Annotated in this window: 22 protein-coding genes; 16 read left to right on the forward strand and 6 right to left on the reverse strand. The window is 67.4% G+C overall.

Annotated elements, in window-relative coordinates; genetic code table 11:
• The first annotated feature begins 110 nt into the window (after window positions 1–110).
• From ACPCXD_RS01925 to ACPCXD_RS01960, 8 genes are all read left to right on the forward strand, one after another.
• Entirely contained in the window at window positions 111–422 is a 312-nt protein-coding gene (locus ACPCXD_RS01925) for a hypothetical protein (RefSeq protein WP_059384038.1), read from the forward strand.
• A 79-nt stretch (window positions 423–501) separates the two neighbouring features.
• Window positions 502–1,668 carry an acyl-CoA dehydrogenase family protein gene (locus ACPCXD_RS01930; RefSeq protein WP_085470198.1) on the forward strand — a complete coding sequence of 389 codons (1,167 nt, stop codon included), beginning with the start codon at window positions 502–504 and terminating at the stop codon, window positions 1,666–1,668.
• The gene (locus ACPCXD_RS01935) at window positions 1,668–2,435 is read left to right on the forward strand and encodes an SDR family NAD(P)-dependent oxidoreductase (RefSeq protein ID WP_423658114.1); all 768 of its coding nucleotides are present in this window, start codon (window positions 1,668–1,670) and stop codon (window positions 2,433–2,435) included. Before ACPCXD_RS01930 ends, ACPCXD_RS01935 begins: the two co-directional genes overlap by 1 nt.
• Window positions 2,435–3,700, forward strand: a complete 1,266-nt coding sequence (locus ACPCXD_RS01940; RefSeq protein ID WP_423658116.1) for a CaiB/BaiF CoA transferase family protein — start codon at window positions 2,435–2,437, stop codon at window positions 3,698–3,700. Before ACPCXD_RS01935 ends, ACPCXD_RS01940 begins: the two co-directional genes overlap by 1 nt.
• Window positions 3,697–4,533 carry an enoyl-CoA hydratase/isomerase family protein gene (locus tag ACPCXD_RS01945; RefSeq protein ID WP_145690846.1) on the forward strand — a complete coding sequence of 279 codons (837 nt, stop codon included), beginning with the start codon at window positions 3,697–3,699 and terminating at the stop codon, window positions 4,531–4,533. The genes ACPCXD_RS01940 and ACPCXD_RS01945 overlap by 4 nt, the downstream gene beginning before the upstream one ends.
• On the forward strand, window positions 4,526–5,668 hold the full coding sequence (locus ACPCXD_RS01950; RefSeq protein WP_423658118.1) for a thiolase family protein: 1,143 nt from the start codon (window positions 4,526–4,528) through the stop codon (window positions 5,666–5,668). The genes ACPCXD_RS01945 and ACPCXD_RS01950 overlap by 8 nt, the downstream gene beginning before the upstream one ends.
• 97 nt (window positions 5,669–5,765) lie before the next feature.
• On the forward strand, window positions 5,766–6,371 hold the full coding sequence (locus ACPCXD_RS01955; protein WP_059384042.1) for a TetR/AcrR family transcriptional regulator: 606 nt from the start codon (window positions 5,766–5,768) through the stop codon (window positions 6,369–6,371).
• Between the two features lie 95 nt (window positions 6,372–6,466).
• On the forward strand, window positions 6,467–6,877 hold the full coding sequence (locus ACPCXD_RS01960; RefSeq protein WP_315899237.1) for a hypothetical protein: 411 nt from the start codon (window positions 6,467–6,469) through the stop codon (window positions 6,875–6,877).
• Between the two features lie 156 nt (window positions 6,878–7,033).
• Here ACPCXD_RS01960 and ACPCXD_RS01965 read toward each other — a convergent pair whose 3' ends face one another.
• Genes ACPCXD_RS01965 through ACPCXD_RS01980 form a run of 4 tightly spaced genes read right to left on the reverse strand, consistent with a single transcriptional unit; the run spans window position 7,034 to window position 11,140 of the window.
• Window positions 7,034–8,032, reverse strand: coding sequence for an NADPH:quinone oxidoreductase family protein (locus ACPCXD_RS01965; protein ID WP_423658120.1), 999 nt, complete (start codon window positions 8,030–8,032; stop codon window positions 7,034–7,036).
• Entirely contained in the window at window positions 8,029–8,808 is a 780-nt protein-coding gene (locus ACPCXD_RS01970; protein ID WP_423658122.1) for an enoyl-CoA hydratase-related protein, read from the reverse strand. The genes ACPCXD_RS01965 and ACPCXD_RS01970 overlap by 4 nt, the downstream gene beginning before the upstream one ends.
• Before the next feature lie 11 nt (window positions 8,809–8,819).
• Window positions 8,820–9,842 (reverse strand): phosphotransferase family protein, encoded by a 1,023-nt coding sequence (locus ACPCXD_RS01975; protein WP_423658124.1) that lies wholly within the window; start codon window positions 9,840–9,842, stop codon window positions 8,820–8,822.
• Complete coding sequence (locus ACPCXD_RS01980; protein WP_423658126.1) at window positions 9,839–11,140, reverse strand: acyl-CoA dehydrogenase family protein; 1,302 nt, start codon at window positions 11,138–11,140, stop codon at window positions 9,839–9,841. The genes ACPCXD_RS01975 and ACPCXD_RS01980 overlap by 4 nt, the downstream gene beginning before the upstream one ends.
• A 103-nt stretch (window positions 11,141–11,243) precedes the next feature.
• Here ACPCXD_RS01980 and ACPCXD_RS01985 point away from each other — a divergent pair, with 103 nt between their 5' ends.
• Window positions 11,244–11,687 carry a VOC family protein gene (locus ACPCXD_RS01985; RefSeq protein ID WP_423658128.1) on the forward strand — a complete coding sequence of 148 codons (444 nt, stop codon included), beginning with the start codon at window positions 11,244–11,246 and terminating at the stop codon, window positions 11,685–11,687.
• 22 nt (window positions 11,688–11,709) lie between these two features.
• Window positions 11,710–12,552, forward strand: a complete 843-nt coding sequence (locus ACPCXD_RS01990) for an SDR family oxidoreductase (RefSeq protein WP_423658130.1) — start codon at window positions 11,710–11,712, stop codon at window positions 12,550–12,552.
• On the opposite strand, the gene ACPCXD_RS01995 is transcribed toward ACPCXD_RS01990, so the two are convergent.
• The gene (locus ACPCXD_RS01995; RefSeq protein WP_423658132.1) at window positions 12,538–13,191 is read right to left on the reverse strand and encodes a TetR/AcrR family transcriptional regulator; all 654 of its coding nucleotides are present in this window, start codon (window positions 13,189–13,191) and stop codon (window positions 12,538–12,540) included. The two genes, ACPCXD_RS01990 and ACPCXD_RS01995, sit on opposite strands and share 15 nt — an antisense overlap.
• Window positions 13,192–13,323: 132 nt before the next feature.
• Between ACPCXD_RS01995 and ACPCXD_RS02000 the strand changes: the two genes are divergently transcribed.
• The 6 genes from ACPCXD_RS02000 to ACPCXD_RS02025 are packed head-to-tail and all read left to right on the forward strand — an operon-like array spanning window position 13,324 to window position 19,853.
• Window positions 13,324–14,622 (forward strand): hypothetical protein, encoded by a 1,299-nt coding sequence (locus ACPCXD_RS02000; protein WP_423658134.1) that lies wholly within the window; start codon window positions 13,324–13,326, stop codon window positions 14,620–14,622.
• A 3-nt stretch (window positions 14,623–14,625) separates the two neighbouring features.
• Window positions 14,626–16,029, forward strand: a complete 1,404-nt coding sequence (locus tag ACPCXD_RS02005) for an acyl-CoA reductase (RefSeq protein WP_088898339.1) — start codon at window positions 14,626–14,628, stop codon at window positions 16,027–16,029.
• Window positions 16,022–17,041, forward strand: a complete 1,020-nt coding sequence (locus tag ACPCXD_RS02010) for an aldo/keto reductase (protein WP_253250078.1) — start codon at window positions 16,022–16,024, stop codon at window positions 17,039–17,041. The genes ACPCXD_RS02005 and ACPCXD_RS02010 overlap by 8 nt, the downstream gene beginning before the upstream one ends.
• 1 nt (window position 17,042) lies before the next feature.
• Window positions 17,043–18,479 carry an aldehyde dehydrogenase family protein gene (locus ACPCXD_RS02015; protein ID WP_423658823.1) on the forward strand — a complete coding sequence of 479 codons (1,437 nt, stop codon included), beginning with the start codon at window positions 17,043–17,045 and terminating at the stop codon, window positions 18,477–18,479.
• A gap of 10 nt (window positions 18,480–18,489) precedes the next feature.
• On the forward strand, window positions 18,490–18,945 hold the full coding sequence (locus tag ACPCXD_RS02020) for a carboxymuconolactone decarboxylase family protein (protein ID WP_423658137.1): 456 nt from the start codon (window positions 18,490–18,492) through the stop codon (window positions 18,943–18,945).
• Window positions 18,942–19,853 (forward strand): NAD(P)-dependent oxidoreductase, encoded by a 912-nt coding sequence (locus tag ACPCXD_RS02025; RefSeq protein ID WP_423658138.1) that lies wholly within the window; start codon window positions 18,942–18,944, stop codon window positions 19,851–19,853. The genes ACPCXD_RS02020 and ACPCXD_RS02025 overlap by 4 nt, the downstream gene beginning before the upstream one ends.
• 80 nt (window positions 19,854–19,933) lie before the next feature.
• Here ACPCXD_RS02025 and ACPCXD_RS02030 read toward each other — a convergent pair whose 3' ends face one another.
• On the reverse strand, window positions 19,934–20,695 hold the full coding sequence (locus ACPCXD_RS02030; RefSeq protein WP_088898334.1) for an SDR family NAD(P)-dependent oxidoreductase: 762 nt from the start codon (window positions 20,693–20,695) through the stop codon (window positions 19,934–19,936).
• Window positions 20,696–20,865 lie beyond the last annotated feature (170 nt).

A 20,865-nucleotide genomic window follows, 5' to 3' on the forward strand; every position in this document is an offset into this window, starting at 1 on the left:
TGGGCGGAGCGTCGCGAAGGTTGATTCTCCTCAAAAGAGAGGATAGTTTTCATCGCACGAGCCACCCGGGGTCGCGCTCGCCCGTCGAGCGATCGAAAGAGAGGTACGCCGTGACCACACCCGCACCACTTCGTCCAGGAGTGCAGCTCGCCGCCGCCGAAGGCTCCACGAGGGTCGTCGTCGTCCGCGCCCCTGCGGAGAACGCACAGGAACTCACATGCGGTGGCGCCCCGATGATTCCGGCGCCGCCGGGCCGACCCGAACCGTCGGCCGGCGACGCCGTCACCGTTCTCGGCAAGCGCTACGTCGACGCGGACGACACGGTCGAGGTGCTGTGCACCTCCTCGGGGCCCGGGGAACTCGGCTACGGCGGTATCCCCATGACTCTCAAGGCCGCGAAGCCGCTTCCCGCCTCCGACTGACCGACACGAAAGGGACCACCATGAACCTCGACGACGTGCAGCCCCGCCCGCAGGGCCGGCGGTGCCGGCGATGAGCGGAATGAGTTTCGAACTCAGCGAGGATCAGGAGCTCATCCGCAAGTCGGTGGCCGAACTGACGAAGAGGTTCGACGACCAGTACTGGATGGAGAAGGACCTCGCCCACGAGTTCCCCTCGGAGTTCTACAAGGCCATGGCCGACGGTGGCTGGCTCGGTATCACCATGCCCGAGGAGTACGGCGGGCACGGATACGGCATCACCGAGGCCACCCTGTTGCTCGAGGAGGTCGCGCGTTCGGGCGGCGGCATGAACGCCGCGAGCTCGATCCACCTCAACATCTTCGGCATGCAGCCGGTCGTCAAGCACGGTTCCGACGAGCTCAAGGCCCGCACCCTGCCGCGCATCGTCAGCGGCGACCTGCACGTCTGCTTCGGTGTCACCGAGCCCGGAGCAGGCCTCGACACCTCGCGGATCACCACCTTCGCCCGGCGGGACGGCGACCACTACGTCGTCAACGGCCGCAAGGTGTGGATCTCGAAGGCGCAGGAATCCGAGAAGATCCTGCTGCTGACCCGTACCCAGCGGTACGACGAGGTGCAGAAGAAGACCGACGGCATGACGTTGTTCCTCACCGATCTCGACCGCAGCCGCGTCGACATCCGGCCCATCCGCAAGATGGGGCGCAACGCCGTCACGTCGAACGAGCTGTTCATCGACGACCTGCGGGTGCCGGTGGAGGACCGCGTGGGTGAGGAGGGGAAGGGTTTCGAGTACCTGCTCGACGGCCTCAACCCCGAACGCATGCTCATCGCCGCCGAGGCCCTCGGCATCGGTCGCGTGGCGCTCGACAAGGCGGTCAGGTACGGCAACGAACGCGAAGTCTTCGGCCGCCCGATCGGCATGAACCAGGGAATCCAGTTCCCCCTCGCCGATTCGCTCGCCCACCTCGATGCCGCCGAACTCGTCCTGCGCAAGGCGACCTGGCTCTACGACAACGGCAAGCCGTGCGGACGGGAAGCCAACACCGCCAAATACCTCTGTGCCGACGCGGGATTCACCGCTGCCGACCGTGCGCTGCAGACGCACGGCGGCATGGGCTACTCGGAGGAGTACAACGTCTCGCGGTACTTCCGCGAAGCGCGCGTCATGCGCATTGCACCGATCAGCCAGGAGATGATCCTGAATTTCCTGAGCTCACACACTCTGGGACTGCCGAGGAGCTACTGATGGCCGTGAACAATTCTCTCTTCGATCTCACCGGGCGGTCGGCCGTGGTGACCGGCGCGGCCGGCGGTATCGGCTCGGCCGTCGCCGAAGCCCTCGCGGCCGCCGGTGCGGCCGTGCTCGTCACCGACGTGAACGGCGACGCCGCAGCCGCTGTCGCCGAACGGATCTCGGTGAACGGTGGTAAGGCCGACAGCGCCGCGCTCGACGTCCGCGACCGGGAGGCGGCCGACGCCGCGATGGCGCGTGCCGCCGGTCTGACCGAGGGGGTGCTCCACATCCTCGTCAACAACGCCGGTGTCACCGACCCGGCGATGTTCGCCGACACCACCGTCGACTCGTTCCAGCGCATCCACGATATCCACGTGCTCGGTGCCTTCAACTGCTCGCAGGCGGCGCTGCCCTTCCTCGCCACCGACGGCAAGGGACGCATCGTCAACGTGACCTCCTCGGCGGGGATCACCGGCACGCTCGGGCAGGTGAACTACTCCGCGGCCAAGGCGGGGATCATCGGCATCACCAAGTCGCTCGCCCGCGAGCTGGCCCGCAAGAACATCCTCGTCAACGCGCTGGCCCCGCTCGCCGCGACTCCCATGACGGAGACGATCCGCACCAACGAGAAGTTCGCCGCCAACATGCTCAATCGTATTCCGCTGCGTCGCTGGGCATCCCCGGAGGAGGTCGCCGGAGCGTTCGTCTTCCTGGCGACCGACGCGGCATCGTTCGTCACCGGGCAGGTGCTGCCGGTCGACGGTGGCATGGTGATGTGATGACCGAGACGGTGACAACAGGTTCTGTGGGCTCGGACGGCCCGCTCGCGGGCGTCACCGTCGTCACCCTCGAGCAGGCCGTGTCGGCACCGATGTGCACGCGGACGCTCGCCGATTTCGGTGCGCGGGTCATCAAGATCGAGAACCCCCGCGGTGGTGACTTCGCGCGCGACTACGACGACGTCGTCGGTGGCATGGCTGCACATTTCGTGTGGGCCAACCGCGGCAAGGAATCGGTGACACTCGACCTGAAGTCGGACGACGGGATCGCGGTGCTGCACCGGATCCTCGCCCGCTCCGACGTGCTGGTGTCGAATCTGGCGCCGGGCGCGACCGCGCGACTCGGACTGTCGCCCGATCAGCTCGAGGAACGCTATCCCGAACTGATCTCGGTCGAGATCGACGGCTACGGCCCCGGCGGTCCGCTCTCGCACAAACGCGCCTACGACCTTCTCGTCCAGGCGGAGTCGGGGGCGTGCGCGGTCACCGGCCATCCCGGCATGCCGGCGAAACCCGGGCCGCCCGTCGCCGACATCACCACCGGCCTGTACTCGGCCGTGTCGATCCTCGCCCTGCTGTGCGGCAAGGAACGGCATCGTGGTCGCGGCGGCAGCCTGTCGAAGGTCTCGGTGAGCCTGTTCGACACGATGACCGAGATCATGGGATATCCGCTGACCTACACACGATATTCCGGGGTGAACCAGCAACCGCTGGGCATGTCGTCGCCGGCCGTCTCGCCGTACGGGTCGTACCGCACCGCCGACGATCAGGTGGTCGTGCTCGGCACCACCAACGACCGGGAGTGGCAGCGACTCGCGCGGGAGATCATCGAACGCGACGATCTGGCCGACGACGAGCGTTTCCGTTCCAATGCCGGTCGCTGCGAACATCGCGCCGTGCTCGACGAGGCGATCGCGCAGTGGTGCGCCCGGCACCCCCTCGCGCACATCCAGAAGATCGCCGACGAGGCCGGTATCGGCAACTCCCGGTACAACCTGCCCAGCGACGTGATCGCACATCCGCAGCTGCAGGCCCGCGATCGCTGGCGGGAGGTCGCGACCCCCAACGGGCCGATCGAGGCGTTGCTTCCCCCACCGGTCGTCGCGGGATTCGAACTGTCCATGGGCGCGGTGCCGGGGCTCGGTGAGCACACCGACGCGGTGCTGCAGGACTTCGGCATCACCGGCACCGACATCGCGCGGCTGCGCGAGGCCGGCGCGATCGGCCCCGCATACCGCGCACCGGGTACGGAGGCGGCAGAATGAGCACCGATTCCCTCCTCGTCGACGACCGCGATGGGGTCCGGACCCTCACATTGAACCGGCCGCGTCGCAAGAACGCGATCGACGGTCCGCTCTGGCAGGCGCTGCACGACGTGCTCGTCGACACCGCCGACGACCCGGACGTGCGTGTCCTCGTCATCACCGGCGCGGCCGGCGCGTTCTGTTCCGGTGCCGACATCGCCGATCCCGGTGTCGCACATCCCTTGCGCAAGCTGCGCAAACTGACGGACGTCGCGTTGCTGCTCCACGAACTGCCTGTTCCCACCGTCGCGAAGGTCGACGGCGTCGCCTACGGGGCCGGTTGGAATCTGGCGCTCGGATGCGATCTGGTGGTCGCGACACCGCGCTCGACCTTCTCGCAGATCTTCGCCAAGCGGGGACTGTCACCCGATCTCGGCGGTACATGGCTGCTGCCGAGGCTCGTCGGTCTGCAACAGGCGAAACGGCTCGCGTTGCTGGCCGAGGCCATCGACGCCGACGAGGCGCACCGGCTGGGGTTGGTGACGTGGATCGAATCCGAGGAGGGCATCGACGCGTTCGTCGACGATCTCTGCGCTCGGCTGTCGGCCGGGCCGCCCGTCGCCCTGGCGCAGACCAAGGCATTGCTCAACGAAGCCGTCGACCGCGGCCTGCGGGATTCCCTCGCCGGTGAAGCGCGCGCCCAGGCGGTCAATTTCGGGACCGTCGACGCCCCCGAGGCGTTCCGGGCCTTCGGCGAGAAGCGCGAGGTCCGCTTCACCGGCCGGTGGGCACTGAATCCGGAACCACAGACTCCGGAACCACAGACAACGAGTGGAGAAGAAGTACATGCGTGAAGCAGTCATCGTCGAGGCCGTCCGCACGCCGGTCGGCAAGCGCAACGGGGGACTGGCGGGCGAGCATCCGGCAGATCTGTCGGCGCACGTCCTGCAGGCACTCGCCGAGCGCGCGGGTATCGATCCGGCGGTCGTCGACGACGTCGTGTGGGGCTGTGTCTCTCAGGTGGGAGACCAGTCGAGCAATATCGGCCGGTACTCGGTCCTCGCCGCCGGCTGGCCCGAATCGATCCCGGGTACGACGATCAACCGCGCGTGCGGGTCGAGCCAGCAGGCGCTCGACTTCGCTGCGCAGGCGGTGATGTCCGGTCAGCAGGACGTCGTCGTCGCCGGTGGTGTCGAGGTGATGAGCCGTGTGCCGCTGGGTTCGGCGCGGGCGTCGGGTCAGCCGTACGGACCGAAGGCGCTGGCCCGGTACGACGGGTTCTCGTTCAACCAGGGCATCTCTGCCGAGAAGATCGCTCAGAAGTGGGGTTTCTCCCGGACCCGTCTCGACGAGTTCTCGGTGCTCTCGCACGAGCGGGCCGCCGCTGCGCTGGACCGCGGTGCGTTCGACGCGCAGATCGTCCCGGTGACCACCGAGGCGGGCGTGCTGTCGGTGGACGAAGGAGTGCGGCGGGGATCGACCGTCGAGAAGCTGGCCGGTCTGAAGCCCGCCTTCGCCGAGGACGGCGTCATCCACGCCGGTAATTCGTCGCAGATCTCCGACGGTGCGGCAGCGTTGCTCGTCACGACGCCGGAGAAGGCCCGCGAGCTCGGGCTCACTCCGCTGGTCCGGTACCGGGCGGGTGTCGTCGCCGGCGCCGATCCCGTCCTCATGCTCACCGGACCCATTCCCGCGACGGAGAAGGCCCTCGCGAAGGCAGACATCGCACTGGGAGATGTCGGGGTCTTCGAGGTCAACGAGGCCTTCGCGTCCGTGCCGCTGGCATGGCTGGCCGAGACGGGTGCCGATCCGGAGAAGCTGAATCCGCTCGGCGGGGCGATCGCGCTCGGTCATCCGCTCGGCGGTTCGGGTGCGGTGTTGATGACCCGGATGATCCATCACATGCGTGATCAGAGCATTCGCTTCGGTCTCCAGACGATGTGCGAGGGCGGTGGGACCGCCAATGCGACCGTCGTCGAACTGGTGTGATCGAGACCGAAACATATATGTGATGAGACCCTTGTCACACTTGGATAAATGACCTAATGTGCGTTCAGTAGGTTGTTCTTCTTCAGCGAAGTGAGGGATGTTGTCCCAACGTGCATACGACACTCTCCTCGCCAGAGGTGAGGATCGCCGGGAGCTGATTCTCAGCGTTGCCCAGCGGTTTCTGGCGCGGAACGGGTGGCGGAGCACGAGCCTCGCCCAGATCGCCCGGGAAGCAGGATTGACCCCGGCCGGGTTGTTGCATCACTTCGAGTCGAAGGACCAGTTGTTGCACGCGGTGCTCGACGCCCGCGACAACGACGACAACGCTCGTGTGGATCGGACGGGAGATCTCGTCGAACAGCTCAGGAAACTCCCGAAGCGTTTCGAGGAGTCGCCCGAACTGGTCGGAATGTATGCGGTGCTTCTCATCGAGAACCTGGAACCGGATGCCCCTCTGCACGATCGCCTACTCGGGCGGTATCAAGCGGCTCTCGACGCGGTCGAAGCCGGCATCCGGCGTGGACAACACGCCGGGCGATATCGAACGGATGTGGACCCAGCCGTCAAAGCGGTGGAGATCGTCGCTTTCCTGAATGGAATGGAAACCTCATGGCTGCTCGATCGTTCGCTCCCACTGACCGCAATATTCGAGGACTACATACAGTCGCTCGAGCAACAGCTCATGCCCGCCGCCACATCCTGAGGCGAAGGGTCGCGCTTCTCGCCCCCAAGGTCTCGGACGCCGTCCGGTACACCGGCGGCTGGCTCTACGACCAGGTTGCGGCAGGCTGGGAAGTGGTGGTCGTCGTTCCGCAGAGTTCCGATCTGCGTCCGTTCGAGATCCTCGGTGCGACCAAGGCCGTCGACCTCGAGTCGGCCCTGAGTTCCGCGACCTACGGTCCCATGCCCGACACCGTCGCCATCGCCGCCGATCTCTACGCCTCCGACGAGCGGATCCGCAGCGGTGTCCTCGAGGCCCTGGCGGAGAACCCCACCACGATCGCGCTGTGGGGCGAGAACGTTCCCTCCGAACTCGACTCGCGCATCGTGCCGCTGCAGCACCGCCTGAGTCGCGCGGCCCAGGTCTTCAAGTCGCATGCCCTCGCCGCTGCCTCGGCACCGGCGACCGCGATCGCTGCCACCGAATCGTTCCTCACCGGAGGTGCCGACACGCTCCGTATGCGCGGCAACCTCGTCTCCATGGCCTGAGTACCACGACGACTGTGGCCCGGCCTCCTTGCTCGGAGACCGGGCCACAGTCGTAGTGCCGGAAGGGAATTGCTGCGCTGGTCGATCCTTGCGCGCCGAATCGGGGTTCGCCCGGCGTGTAGGGCGCGCAAGGATCGGTTCGTCGCGCGAGGACGATCAGCGGGACATGTCGAGGACGACCTTCCCGACCGCTCGTCCGTCGGCGACGTGACGAAGCGCCCGCGCGGCGTCCTCCAGCGGATAGTCCGCGCCGATGTGCGGAACCGCCGTGCCCGAGACGAGCAGCTCCACGAGTTCGGCCTCGTTCCGCCGGTACTCCTCCGGATCGAGATCCTGGAACTGGAAGCCCATGATCCGGATGCCCTTGACCAGAACGAGATTCAGAGGGATCCGGGGGATCGACCCGGACGCGTACCCGATGGTGACGAAACGTCCACCGCGGGCGAGCGACCGGAGCGCCGGCTCCGAGAGTTCGCCGCCGACAGGATCGACGACGACGTCGGCTCCCTCCGGCAGCGCGTCCTTCAGGGCCGAACGCAGGTCGCTCGTGCGGTGATCGATCGTGTGCGCGGCGCCGTAGGACGACGCGACCGCGAGTTTGTCGGCCGACGAGGCGACGGCGGTGACCGAAGCGCCCAGCGCCACACCGAGTTGCACGGCCGCCACACCGACGCCCCCGCCGGCCCCGAGTACGACGAGCCGTTCCCCCGGTTGCAGACGCGCCACCGACCGGAGCGTGTGATAGGCCGTCCGGTGCGCCACCCCGAAGGACGCGGCGGTCCGGTCGTCGATCCCGTCCGGGGTCTTCTTCAGGGCTTTCGTGGGAGCGACCACCTCGTCGGCGAATGCTCCGACGAGTCCGGTGCCGGTGACGCGGTCGCCGACCGAGAGTCCGTCGGCGTCGTCCGCAACCTCGACGACGGTACCCGCGTACTCGCTGCCCGGAACGAAGGGCGGGGGCACGCTGATCTGGTACTTGTTCGCCACGAGGAGGACGTCGGGGAAGTTCACCGCCGCTGCCCCCACCCGCACCCGGACCTGGCCGGGTGCGAGGGGTTGCGCTGCGCGCGACTCCATCCGGAGAGATTCGGGCTCCCCGTATTCGGTGCAGACGACGGCGCGAACGGTACTCGTCGGCTCTGCCGGGGTGGTCATTGCCCCTGCCAGACCGGCGCCCGCTTCTCCATGAATGCGGTGGCGCCTTCCTTGGCGTCGTTGCTGGTGAAGACGACCGATTGCCAATGGGAGAGTCGTTCGCCGGCGCGCTCGGGATCGGCCTGCGCGAGCCGGACGAGTTCCTTCACCGCCGACAGGCCGAGCGGGGCGTTCGCCGCGATCCGCCGGGCATAGTCGAGCGCGGTGTTCATCACCTGATCCGGTGCCACCACGGCATTGATCAGCCCAAGTTCGTAGCCGCGTTGCGCCGGGATCGGATCTCCCGTCAAGGTCAGTTCGAGCGCCGCCCCGACGGGGATGCGGGTACCGATGGCGGTGCCGCCCCCGGCGGGGAAGAGCCCGCGTTTCACCTCGGGGAGGCCGAACTTCGCCTCGGCGGACGCCACGATGATGTCGGCGCCGAGGAGGAGTTCGAGCCCGCCACCCACGGCACTGCCGTTGGCGGCGCCGATGACCGGAACGGAAAGTTCGCCCTTGGACAGCCGTACGTATCCGGCGGCTTCGTCGGAGTCGGTGCCGATGTCCTCGCCTTCTGCGAACGCACGGAGGTCCATGCCGGCACAGAACGCCCGGTCGCCCGTGCCGGTGAGCACGATCGCCCGGATCTCCGGATCCGCCTCCGCCCGGAGGGCCGCGGCGCCGATTCCCCGGATCACGGCCCCGTTGAGGGCATTACGCGCCTCGGGCCGGTCGATGCGGAGGACGAGCACCGGTCCGTGCCGTTCCTCCACCAGCCCTTCCACGGCAGTCGTCATCGCAGACCCCCTCAACCCTTGTAGTCCGTCGACTCGGCGAGGTCGGCCGCCGACTTCATGAGACTGCTGATGACCGGTCCGTAGGACTGCAGCTTGGGATCGTCCCCGGCCCGCTGGAAGCCCTGTTCGAGGACGATGGCGAGCTTCCACTTGGCGAGGATCAGGTAGTAGTCGATGTCGTCGACCTGGCGGCCCGAGACCTCGGCGTAGTGCGCGAGCATCTGCGCGCGACCGGGCATCCCGGTCAGGTCGACGTAGCTGACCGCGCTGTCCTCGTTCGCGCTCGTGTCCTCGGGCCAGTTCATGAGCATCCAGCCGAGATCCAGCTTCGGGTCGCCGACGGTACCCATCTCCCAGTCGACGAGCGCCGCGAGCTTCGCGGGGGCGCCGTGCTCGAACATCACGTTGGCGAACTGGTAGTCGCCGTGCATCAGACCGGGGATGTAGTCGAGCGGACGATGGGTCTCGAGCCACTTCGTCGCGACGTCCATGCCCTCGATCTCGCGGGCCTTGATCCGTTCGAAGAAGCGGGTCCACCGGCTCACCTGCCGGTCGTGGAAACCGTCGGGACGTCCCAGATCCTCCAGGCCCTGTGCCTTCCAGTCCACCTTCGACAACAGGGCGATGCCCTCGGCGAGCTGGTAGGCCAGGCCGGCGCGAGCGTCGAGATCGGTGTCGAACGGTGCGGGCCAGGTGCCGCGGTGGTCCATCGGCGACCATCCGTCGACGTGGCCCATGAGGTAGAAGGAGCGTCCGAGGACGGACGTGTCCTCACATGCGGCAACGGCTTTCGTGTGCGGGACGTCGGTTCCGGCCAGTCCCTGGATGATCCGCCACTCGCGCATGATCCCGCTGTCGCGGTCGGCCGGTGCACCGGTCGGAGGGATGCGGATGACGCACGTGAAGTCGTCGCGCGTGAGCTTGTAGATCTCGTTCTGTGTACCGCCGGAGAGATACTTCGCGTCGAGCGGCGCGCCCTTGCCGGGCAGGCCCTGCTCGTCCATCCATTCGGCGAGACGCTCGGTGTCGATCACAGGTTCCCCACTTCGAGTTCGATGTAGTCGGCGTACTTCTTCCGGGCTTCTTCCTGCTTCTTCGGGATCCACTCCGAGGGCCACATGTCGTCGACCGGGCTGTAGTCGCGGAGGACCTGCTTGGCGACAGTGGTCTTGTGTACCTCGGTCGGCCCGTCGGCCAGGCCCATCACTGCTGCGCCGTGGATCATCTTGAAGAACGGCATCTCGTTGGTGACGCCCAGTGCCCCGTGCACCTGCATGGCGCGCCAGGCGATGTCGTGGAGCACGGTGGGCATGATGATCTTCGCTGTCGCGATGTCCTTGCGGACCTTCTTGTAGTCGTTGTACTTGTCGATCTTCCACGCGGTGTTGAGCACGAATAGGCGGAACTGTGCGAGCTGCGCGTAGGAGTCGGCGATGTAGCCCTGCACGGCCTGCTTGTCGGAGAGGCGGCTGCCGGCCGTCTCGCGACTGAGGGCACGCTCGCACATCATGTCCAGGGCCTTATGGGCCAGGCCGATGGTGCGCATCGCATGGTGGATTCGACCGCCTCCGAGTCGCACCTGCGCGGCCGCGAACGCCTGGCCCTCCTCGCCGAGGAGCGCGTCGGCGGGCACACGCACGTTGTCGTAGTGGATCAGCGCGTGGGTGCCCTCGTTCAGCGGTTCGCCGTAGAGGCCGACGTTGCGCACGATGTTCACGCCCGGGGTGTCGGTGGGGACGAGGAACATCGACGTGCCCTTGTACACGGGGACGTCGGGATCCGTCACCACCATGACGATGAGGAACTCGGCGGTGCGGGCGTTGGAGGAGAAGAACTTCCACCCGTTGATGACCCAGTGGTCGCCGTCCTTGACCGCGCGGCACCGGAACTGGGCGGGATCGGCACCGCCCTGCGGTTCGGTCATCGAGTACGAGGAGAACACCTCGCCGTCGAGCAGTGGCTGCAGGTAGCGCTCCTTCTGTTCGGGCGTGCCGAAGTGCGCGATGATCTCGGCGTTGCCGGTATCGGGTGCCTGGCAACCGAATACGATCGGTGCCCACGACGAGCGCCCGAGGATCTCGTTGAGCAGTGCGAGCTTGAGCTGTCCGTATCCCTGACCGCCGAGTTCGGGGCCGAGATGAGTGGCCCACAGACCTTCTGCGCGAACCTTCTCTTTGAGAGGGTCGATGGCCTTGCGGCGGAGTCCGTCGAGAGGGACGAACTGTTCGTGTTCCCACACGAGGTCGAGAGGTTCGACCTCCTCGCGCACGAACGCATCGGCCCAGTCCAGCTTCTTCTGGTACTCGGGCTCGGTTTCGAAGTCCCAGGCCATTGCGCCTCCCTTCCATCGGTGAGAATATCTATCTCGATACCAAGAATCTCATTCTTGCACGACCGAAGAGCAATTGGAACATCTACATCAGAAAGGCGCAGACATGAAGGCCGAAGACCTCTTCCACCTCGGGATCGTCACCGACGACCCACGCGGCGCCCGGGACGAATTCTCGACGCTGCTCGGCTACGCGTGGGGACCACAGGTGGGCGGAGCCGTCGACGTGACGCTGCCGGACGGCGACCGGAGTGTCGATCTGCAGTGCTCCTATTCGGTCACCGAACCGCGGATCGAGATCGTCTCGGCCGTGCCCGACACACCCCTGTGGGCCGCGACCTCCGGTATCCACCACCTCGGCTACTGGTCGGACGACGTCGAGTCGGACTGCCGTCTTCTCGAGAAGGAAGGATTCGTCGTCGAGGCCACCCGCGCGCTGCCCGGCGGCGGTATGTTCTTCGCATTCGCCCGCAGTCGACGGGGCGTGCTCGTCGAACTCGTCACCCGCACCGCCGAATCCGGACTGTCACGGTGCTGGGCCACATCCTGATGACCCGAGAGGACTGCATGTCATGACCACGGTGGGGATCGCGACCGGAGCCGGTCGCGGAATGGGATACGCGTGCGCGCAACGCATGATCGGCACGGTCGACACCGTGCTGCTCGTCGACCTGGACGCCGACACCGTCCGCGCCACCGCCGACGAGTTGAACGGTGATCGGACACGGGTCGAACCGTTCGTCCTCGACGTCACCGACGTCGACGGACTCGAACGACTGGCTGCGCGCGTGACGGAACTCGGGACGCTGCGATCGGTCGCCCATGCGGCGGGTATCTCGCCGACCATGGCCGACTGGCGACGGATCTTCGCCGTCGACCTGGTCGGGACCGCACGGCTCGCCCGGGCGCTCCGTCCACTCGCGACCGCGGGCACCGCGTCGGTCTACTTCGCCTCGATGGCACCGAACATCGGGCGGATGCAGCCGTCACCGGAAGAGATCGCCGTGCTCGCGGATCCGCTCGCCGAGGACTTCCTCGACCGTCTCCGGGAGGTCGTGGGGGAGGCGATCGAACATCCCGGCGTCGCCTATGCATGGGCGAAATACGGTGTGCAGCAGTTCGCGCGCGACGAAGCCGTGCGGCTCGGGGCGGTCGGGGCCCGCGCATGCTCTGTGTCTCCGGGCATCATCGACACTCCTCAGGGCCGGCAGGAAGCGGACCACAACGAGTCGATGGGCGAGATGGTGCGAGCGACGCCGCTCGGCCGCACGGGCCGTGCCGAGGAACTCGCCGCCGTCGTCGCATTCCTGTTGTCCGACGAGGCGAGCTTTGTCAACGGGACCGACGTGCTCGTCGACGGCGGTGTGGTCGCCTCGCTCACCTCTGGGGCGGATCGCGCGTCAGTCCGGACGTAGGCCGCGCAGGAACAGGTCCACGACGGCCCGCACGTGCGCGTCGACGTCCTCCGCCCCGCGCACGATCCCGAACGAGGCCAGGCGCGCGTGACCACCCGATGCCATGGCCAGGAACAACTCGGCGAGCGTGTCGGGGTCGTCGGCGACGATGCTCCCCGTCGCGGCGTGCCTGCGGAGCAGATCCGCGACCTGTTTCCTGCGCGGCCAGTAACCGGGGCCGAGAGCCTTGCGGGCGATGTCCGGATAGCGCGAGGCGTAGGCGATGGCGACCTGCTGGAGTTTGATCATCGACGGGTCCAGGGCGCGCCGGACGGCGGCCTCCGCGATGGCGGTCAGTGAGTCCCCGAGATCGTCGTAGTCGGGGATCTCCGGTTCGGGTGCGGGCCAGTCGGTGCGCTGCATAGCCCAGCCGAGGACGTACCGGAAGACGTCCTCCTTGGTCGGGAAACGCGCGTACAGAGACGGTTTCGTGGTGCCGGCCGCCGCGGCGATGGCGTTCATCGTCGTGCCCTCGTAACCGTTCTCGAGGAACAGTCGGAGGGCGGACTCGCGTACCGCGTCGTCGAGCCGGCTCGCTTCCTCCCTGGTGGGGCGTCCACCACGGCGTCGTGTGTCCTGCTCGCTGCGGATCGGGGTCATGAGGGAAGTGTGCCAAATCGATTCGGGTCTGGACACAAAACTTTCCCCGTGGGTATGGTTGCAGCAATTCTTTATCTATACCTCCAAGTCAAGTTATCGACGTTCCGCATCCAGAGGGCCGGAGGACACCAGATGACAGAAACAACCCTGCAGAAAGACGTCGTCGCGACGCTGAACGCGTACTTCCAAGAGCAGCGCGACCGGGTCCCCGTGCTCGCGCAGCGCGCCGCCGACCAGGGCATCGAGGAGATCCGCTCTCGCGAGGACATGATCCCTCTGCTCTTCCCTCACACCACCTACAAGAGCTATCCCGACATGCTCATCGCCAAGGGCCGGTGGGAGCAGATGAACCGCTGGCTCGGTTCCCTGTCGAGCCGCCCGGTCGACGACGTCGACGTCTCCGGGGTCGCCGACGTCGACGACTGGATCGCCGCCCTCGAGAGGGCCGGCCACATGGTGTCGAGTTCGAGCGGGACCAGCGGCAAGGGCTCCTTCCTCAACAAGTCCCAGCGTGATCTCGAGGTCAACAAGCAGAATCTGCTCGACTGCTTCACCGCGCTCGGACTGCCGCCGGAGAAGCGCTGGCACGTCATCCCGGTCGGCCCCGAGACCGGCCAGACGCAGCACAACGGTGTCCGCGACCTGATCATCCGCGAGTTCTCCCGCCCGGACGCCCTTCCGCTGTTCGAGGGGGCGCCCGCCGAGGGCTTCCACCGCTACATGGCCAAGTTGTCGGCCATGCGCCGGGCGATGGCCGACGGCACCGCCGCCCCCGACGACATCGCACGCTTCGAGGCCGAATCCGCCGAGCGCGCCGCCCAGCAGGATCGGCGACTGCACCACTTCGCCGACGAGATCATCGCGCACAGGTCCGAGGACATCCTCTTCAGTTCCCAGTTCCCGCAACTGTTCCGGCTCTGCGAGATCCTGCGGGAGAAGGGCGTCCGCGACGGCGACATCACCGGCAACAACGCGCTCACCAGCGGCGGCGGACTGAAGGGCACGAACCTTCCCGCCGACTACCAGGAACAGATCTACCGGCTCCTCAACATCGTGCCGGAGCGCTTCCTGCACTACTACTCGATGCAGGAACTCAACAACCGCATGTTCAAGTGCCCCGAGGAGGGCCGCTACCACGTGCCGGACGAGATCGTGCTGTTCGTCCTCACCAAGGACGGAAGCGCCCTCGCCGAACCCGACGGCGCCATCGTCGAGGGACGCGCGGCCTTCGTCGACACCACCGTCGACGGCCGGTGGGGCGGAACGATCTCCGGCGACCGGATCACCGTCGATCTCGGAACGTGCCCGTGCGGCCGGCCCGGCGAGACCGTGCTGCCGAACATCGTCCGCTACTCCGATCTCGGCGACGACGACAAGATCACCTGTGCCGGAACGATGGACGCCTACGTCCGCGGACTCTCGGGAGAGTGAGCCATGACCACCACCGCACCGGCCCGTACCCGCATCAAAGTCCCGCACTTCGTCCGCGGCGAGATCGTCTGGGGTGAGGACAGCGAATACCTCTCCCGCGACTTCGGCGTCCCCTTCGTCACGCCGAAACTCGAATACAACGCTCTGTTCGCGCCGCGCTCGGAGGTCGGGCCGGCATTCGACGTGCCGATCTCCGAGATCATCGACTTCCTCGTCGAGACCGCGCAGTACCTGACCCTGGAGAAGAACGAATACCTCCAGGAATCCCTCGAGATGACCGTCCAGGTGAGCGCCCTGCCGCGCCGCATCATCGAGAACACCTTCGCGCGGCCCGGTCAGTTCCTCACCCGGCAGGCCCTCGAATACCGGCTCGAACGCACCTTCGGCGGCCTCGACGTGCTCGACGGCTGGGCCGAGCGCACCGACCCGAACGGCAACGTCAGCCGCGTCCGAGCTTTCCCGCCGCGCCTGGTCCACATGATGGCCGGGAACTCGCCGAGCGCCGCGATGACGACCATCGCCGACGCCGCACTCACCAAGGGCGTCAACCTGTTCAAGGTGCCCTCGGCCGATCCGTTCACCACCGTGGCGGTGCTGCGCACCATGGCCGACATCGCCCCCGACCATCCGGTACTGCGGTCGATGTCCGCCGTGTACTGGCGGGGCGGCGACGAGAAGGTCGAGAACATCCTCTACCGCTCCCAGTACTTCGACAAGCTCGTCGCGTGGGGTGGTGGCTCGGCCATCGAGAACGCCGCGCGCTATGCCGGACCGGGTTTCCAGCTGATCTCCTTCGATCCCAAGGTGTCGATGTCGATCGTCGGCCGCGAGGCCTTCGAATCCGAGGAGACCCTGCGCGAGGTCGCCGAACTGGCGGCCCTCGATGCGACGATCTTCAACCAGGACGCGTGCCTGGCGGCGCGGCACATCTGCGTCGAGGGCGACGACGACCGGATCGACCGGTTCTGTGCCCTGTTGCACGAACGACTCGGCGTGGACCGCGACTTCGCCGAGGCGGTCGGACCGAAGCCCGACGCCGAGATCCGCGACGCCGTCGAGGGAATGCGCTTCCTCGAACCGGATTACAAGGTGTGGGGCAAGCCCGACGGCAGCGGCCTCGTGGTGCGCTCGCCGGAGATGGTCGACTTCCACCCGACCAACAAGACCGTCAACGTCCTGCCGATCTCGACGCTCGACGAGGCCGCCACCTACGCCACCGTGGCCACCCAGACCGTCGGTGTCTACCCGTTCCACCGCAAGGCGGAGATCCGCGACCGGCTCGCCACCGCCGGCGTGCAGCGCATCGTCCGACTGGGCAGCGCGCTGAAGGGCAGCATGGGCAGCCCGCACGACGGCATGTACCCGCTGCACCGCTTCGTCAACTGGGTGGTGGACGACGATGCCTGACGGAATCATGGGGCAACGCGTGCTCGGCTCGTCCGGTATCCGCGTGAGCGAATTGTGCCTCGGTGCAATGACCTTCGGCACCGAATGGGGCTTCGGTGCCGACGAGACCGAATCCCGCACGGTCTACGACGAATACCGCGCGGCCGGAGGCAACTTCGTCGACACCGCGAACAACTACACGAACGGGGCGAGCGAGGAGATGCTCGGCCGGTTCATCGCCTCCGAACGCGACGCGATGGTGGTGAGCACCAAGTACACGCTCCCCACCGACCCGCGCGACGTCAACTCCGGTGGCAGCAACCGGAAGAGTCTGCGCCGGAGTGTGGAGACGAGCCTGCGACGGCTCGGCACCGACTATCTCGACGTGCTCTGGGTCCACGCGTGGGACCGCTGCACGCCGGAAGCCGAAACTCTGCGTGCGCTCGACGATCTCGTCCGGGCGGGCACGGTGCTCGCGATCGGGATCTCCAACACCCCGGCGTGGGTGATCTCCCGGTCGAACGCCATCGCCGAGCTGCGTGGCTGGACGTCGTTCTGTGCATTGCAGGTCGAGTACTCCCTCCTGGCCCGTACACCCGAGCGCGAACTGCTGCCGATGGCAGAGCATCTCGGACTTCCGGTGTATGCGTGGAGTCCGCTCGCGCGGGGCGCGCTGGCCCGCGACCACACGGACGAATCCCTGGCCGCCCTCACTCTCCGGATGCAACGCATCGTGAAGGTGACCCGGGAGATCGCCGACGAACTCGGCACGTCCAGCGCCCGGGTGGCTCTCGCCTGGGTGCGTCGACAGGGACTGCTGCTGTCGGTCGGTGCCCGCACGGCCGAACAGCTCCGCGACAATCTCGGAGCGTTGTCCCTGCAGTTGAGCGACGACCAGCTGGCGCGGCTGGAGGAGGCCTCGGCGATCTCGGCCGGATATCCGCACGATTTCCTGAGCCAACGCCGGGCCATGTTCGAACCGGACGCCTTGCCGTCGATGACCGGTGCTCTCCAGAGCACCGGCGGGAGGTGACATCGTGGAGACACTCGATCATTGGATCGACGGGGCATCGACGGCACCGTCCGGCGGCGACTACCTCGACGTCACCGATCCCGCGACCGGACGTCCCGTCCGGCGTATCGCCCGGGGCAATGCCATCGACGTCGGTGCGGCCGTGCGCGCCGCCTCCGCAGCCGGACCGCAGTGGTTGCGGATCCCCGCACTCGACCGTGGCCGTCTGCTCGTCGACCTCGCACGCGCGATCCGGGCCGACGCACCGAGGCTCGCCGCACTCGAGGTCAGCGAGACCGGGAAACCGGAGAAGGTCGCGCTGGCCGAGGTGGAGAACTCGGCGACCTACTTCGAGTTCTACGGCGGTCTCGTGGGCATGCCCGTGGGGGAGACCCTCGACATCGCTCCCGACCAGCACGTCTACACGGTGCGGGAGCCCTACGGGGTGATCGGCGTGGTCACTCCGTGGAACCTGCCGCTCAACCAGTCGGCGCGGGCGTGCGCACCGGCGCTCGCGGCGGGGAACACCGTGGTGCTCAAGCCGTCCGAGAACACCTCGGCATCGAGCGTGCGCGTCGCGGAACTCGCGAGTGCGGTGGGCTTCCCACCCGGCGTCCTCGGCGTCGTGCTGGGCACCGGTGGGGAGGTCGGTGCCGCTCTCGTCCACCATCCCGAGGTGGCCAAGGTGGCGTTCACCGGATCGGTGCCGACAGGGCGGGTCATCGGCGGGATCGCCGCCGACCGGATCGTGCCCGTCACCCTCGAACTCGGGGGCAAGTCGGCGAACATCGTGTTCGCCGATGCGGATCTCGATGCTGCCGTGGCCGGTGCGGTGCAGGCGTTCACCGCCAACGCCGGCCAGGTGTGCTCGGCCGGGACACGACTGCTCGTGCAACGGGAGGTGCACGACGAAGTCGTCCGACGGGTCGTCGACCGCGTGTCGGAACTGCGCGTCGGCGTCGACATCGGACCGATCATCACCCGGGCCCAGTTCGAGAAGGTGCAGCAGTACTTCGGGATCGCCGAATCGGAAGGGGTGCACCTGGCGACGGGTGGGAAGGTCTCCGCCGTGGCCGAGGAGACCGGTGGCTTCTTCGTCGAGCCCACCGTCTACACCGGGGTGGACAATTCGATGCGGATCGCGCGGGAGGAGATCTTCGGCCCGGTGCTCGTGGTCGTTTCCTTCGACACGACCGACGACGCGGTGGAGATCGCGAACGATTCCGAATACGGACTCGTCGCCGGGGTGTGGACCCGCGACGTCTCCCGCGCACTCGCCGTGAGCGGGCGCCTGCGCACCGGGCAGGTGTTCGTCAACACCTGGTCCACCGGTTCCGTGCAGACCCCTTTCGGGGGATGGAAGAACAGTGGCTACGGACGCGAGAAGGGCGTCGAGGCGCTGCACCACTACGGTCAGGTCAAATGCGTGACCGTCAAGCTCGATTCGTCGCGGATGTGAAAGGGCAACGATGACAACACAGGTCGCGCTCGACGGCACCGTGCAGGCGGCACACCGAACGGTCCTCGACTCCGGGCTCGCGGTACGCCGCGAGGTCCTCGGCGACGAGTACGTCGACGCCGCGCTGTCGCGCAATGCCGGCACCGACGGTGAGGGACTGCAGGAGTACGTCAGCGAATTCGTCTGGGGTGGCGTGTGGACCCGGGACGGTCTCGAGCGCCGCGACCGGTCGCTCGTGACGATCTCGCTGCTGATCGCGCTCGGTCAGCACACCGAGCTCGCCACCCACGTCCGTACCGGGATCCGGAACGGATTGTCGCGGAGGGAGATCTCCGAGACGGTGGTGCACGCGACGGCGTATGTCGGATGCCCCGCGGGCATCGCGGCGATGCGCGTCGTGCAGCAGGTCCTCGTCGAGGAACTCGGCCCGCTGCAGGCCGACGAGACGACGGAGGAGAACGCATGAGCGAGGTGACTCTCGGGACCGTGGGCCATATCGGTCTCGGCGCGATGGGACGCCCCATCGCCCGGAACTTCGTCCGCGGCGGCCGGAGCCTGATCGTGCGCGACGCCGATCCTGCCGCCCAGCAGCGGTTCGTCGACGAGCACCCCACCGCCGTCGGTGCCGGTGGCACCGAGGACTTCGCCGACTGCGACGTGGTCGTCCTGATGCTTCCCACGAGCGACATCGTCGACTCCGTCGTGCTGTCCGAGGACGGTCTGCTGCAACACCTGCGTCCCGGCTCGGTCATCGTCGACATGGGCTCGAGCGTGCCGACCCGCACGCAACGCCTCGCCGAGATCGCAGCGGAGAAGGGCGTGCGCGTCGTCGACGCTCCCGTGAGCGGCGGTGTCGCACGCGCCGAGCAGGGCACCCTCGCCGTGATGGCCGGTGGTGACGCCGTCGTGGTCGACGGGGTGACTCCGCTGCTGCAGGAGACGGGCAGCGAGATCATCCGGATCGGACCCGTCGGATCGGGTCATGCAGCCAAGGCGCTGAACAATCTCCTCGCGGCGAACAACGTGCTCGTCGCGGCAGAAGCCCTGCTGGTGGGGAAGAAGTTCGGGATCGACCCGGCGACCCTGCTCTCGGTCTTCAACGCCGGCAGCGGCCGCAACCAGGCCACCGAGACGAAGTACGAGAAGTTCGTGCTCTCACGCACGTTCGATTCGGGGTTCGCGGCGGCGCTGATGCGCAAGGACGTCGGGATCGCACTCGACCTCGCCCACGACCAGGGGATCAGTCCCGTGCTCGGGGAAGCGATCGGGCAGGTGTGGAACGCCGCCGTCGAGGCACTGGAGCCGGGTGTGGACCAGATGGCGGTGGTGCGCCATCTCGAGCAGGTCCACGGGGTCTCGCTGGACGGCACGTAGAGCGCCGACATGCGAGACGTGCGGACAGATACACCTTTGCTGAAGGCGGGTATCTGTCCGCACGTGCCGCGGATCTCCGATTACCGCAGCACGGTGCCACCGTCCACGTTGACCACCTGGCCGTTGATCCACGAGCCGTCGTCGGACATCAGGTAGGCGACCATGCTCGAGATGTCCGCGGCCTCACCGAGTCGGGTGCTGCGCGTGCGCGCGAGCATGCCGGCCAGCAGTTCCGGTGCCGCTCCGTTCCGGATCTCGTCGGTGAGGATCAGTCCCGGGGTCACCGCGTTGGCCCGGATACCCTCCCGGCCCCATCGTGACGCGACGTGCCGTGCGAGCGCATTGATGCCCGCCTTCGTCGCCGAATAGGCCGGACGTTGCGGGTCGCCGGTGAACGAGGCGATGGACGAGGTGTAGACGATCGCGCCGCCACCGCGCTCGAGCAGCTTCGGGACACTGTGGCGGGTGACGAGCATGTGGCCGCGCAGATTCACAGCGACCGTGCGGTCCCAGATCTCGAGGTCGATGTCGACGACGTCGGTGTCCTTCGTGACGGCCCCCATGTCGCCGGCATTGATGTGGACGGCGTCGAGCCCGCCGTACATTTCGACCGCCTTCGCGACGAGCGCCCGCACGGAGTCGTCGTCCGAGATGTCGAACTCGACCGCGACGGCAGTGCCGCCGGTCTCCGTGATGGACGCGGCGGTGCTCTGTGCCCCGGCGTGGTTGAGGTCGCCGACGACCACCCGGGCACCCTCGCGGGCGAGGCGGCGGGCGGAATCGGCGCCGAGACCCGTTGCGGCACCGGCTACCAGCACGATCTTGTCCTTCAGACCTTCCATGGAATGCCCTTTCGCTTCGACGGGATGCCCCGAGGTGAGCGTTTGCGTATCCCGGGGGACGGAAACTCGGTGTACACCAGGTGCATCTGTCCGCACCGGTGTGCAAACGCGGGAGGCGACGGTGCGGACGGCGTCCCGTGCAGTGGAGCAGGACCACCACCCGGGACGCC

It is taken from the genome of Rhodococcus sp. AB351 (assembly GCF_049538275.1).
Taxonomy (GTDB): domain Bacteria; phylum Actinomycetota; class Actinomycetes; order Mycobacteriales; family Mycobacteriaceae; genus Rhodococcus.

Excerpts from the sequence above, each read along its gene's own strand:
- ACPCXD_RS02000 (WP_423658134.1), top strand. The coding sequence starts at position 13,324 with ATGACAGAAACAACCCTGCAGAAAGACGTCGTCGCGACGCTGAACGCG.
- ACPCXD_RS01945 (WP_145690846.1), top strand. The coding sequence starts at position 3,697 with ATGAGCACCGATTCCCTCCTCGTCGACGACCGCGATGGGGTCCGGACC.
- ACPCXD_RS02010 (WP_253250078.1), top strand. The coding sequence starts at position 16,022 with ATGCCTGACGGAATCATGGGGCAACGCGTGCTCGGCTCGTCCGGTATC.
- ACPCXD_RS01990 (WP_423658130.1), top strand. The coding sequence starts at position 11,710 with ATGACCACGGTGGGGATCGCGACCGGAGCCGGTCGCGGAATGGGATAC.
- ACPCXD_RS02030 (WP_088898334.1), bottom strand. The coding sequence starts at position 20,695 with ATGGAAGGTCTGAAGGACAAGATCGTGCTGGTAGCCGGTGCCGCAACG.
- ACPCXD_RS01970 (WP_423658122.1), bottom strand. The coding sequence starts at position 8,808 with ATGACGACTGCCGTGGAAGGGCTGGTGGAGGAACGGCACGGACCGGTG.
- ACPCXD_RS02025 (WP_423658138.1), top strand. The coding sequence starts at position 18,942 with ATGAGCGAGGTGACTCTCGGGACCGTGGGCCATATCGGTCTCGGCGCG.
- ACPCXD_RS01930 (WP_085470198.1), top strand. The coding sequence starts at position 502 with ATGAGTTTCGAACTCAGCGAGGATCAGGAGCTCATCCGCAAGTCGGTG.
- ACPCXD_RS01985 (WP_423658128.1), top strand. The coding sequence starts at position 11,244 with ATGAAGGCCGAAGACCTCTTCCACCTCGGGATCGTCACCGACGACCCA.
- ACPCXD_RS02020 (WP_423658137.1), top strand. The coding sequence starts at position 18,490 with ATGACAACACAGGTCGCGCTCGACGGCACCGTGCAGGCGGCACACCGA.
- ACPCXD_RS02005 (WP_088898339.1), top strand. The coding sequence starts at position 14,626 with ATGACCACCACCGCACCGGCCCGTACCCGCATCAAAGTCCCGCACTTC.
- ACPCXD_RS01995 (WP_423658132.1), bottom strand. The coding sequence starts at position 13,191 with ATGACCCCGATCCGCAGCGAGCAGGACACACGACGCCGTGGTGGACGC.
- ACPCXD_RS01935 (WP_423658114.1), top strand. The coding sequence starts at position 1,668 with ATGGCCGTGAACAATTCTCTCTTCGATCTCACCGGGCGGTCGGCCGTG.
- ACPCXD_RS01950 (WP_423658118.1), top strand. The coding sequence starts at position 4,526 with ATGCGTGAAGCAGTCATCGTCGAGGCCGTCCGCACGCCGGTCGGCAAG.
- ACPCXD_RS01980 (WP_423658126.1), bottom strand. The coding sequence starts at position 11,140 with ATGGCCTGGGACTTCGAAACCGAGCCCGAGTACCAGAAGAAGCTGGAC.
- ACPCXD_RS01965 (WP_423658120.1), bottom strand. The coding sequence starts at position 8,032 with ATGACCACCCCGGCAGAGCCGACGAGTACCGTTCGCGCCGTCGTCTGC.
- ACPCXD_RS01940 (WP_423658116.1), top strand. The coding sequence starts at position 2,435 with ATGACCGAGACGGTGACAACAGGTTCTGTGGGCTCGGACGGCCCGCTC.
- ACPCXD_RS01955 (WP_059384042.1), top strand. The coding sequence starts at position 5,766 with ATGTTGTCCCAACGTGCATACGACACTCTCCTCGCCAGAGGTGAGGAT.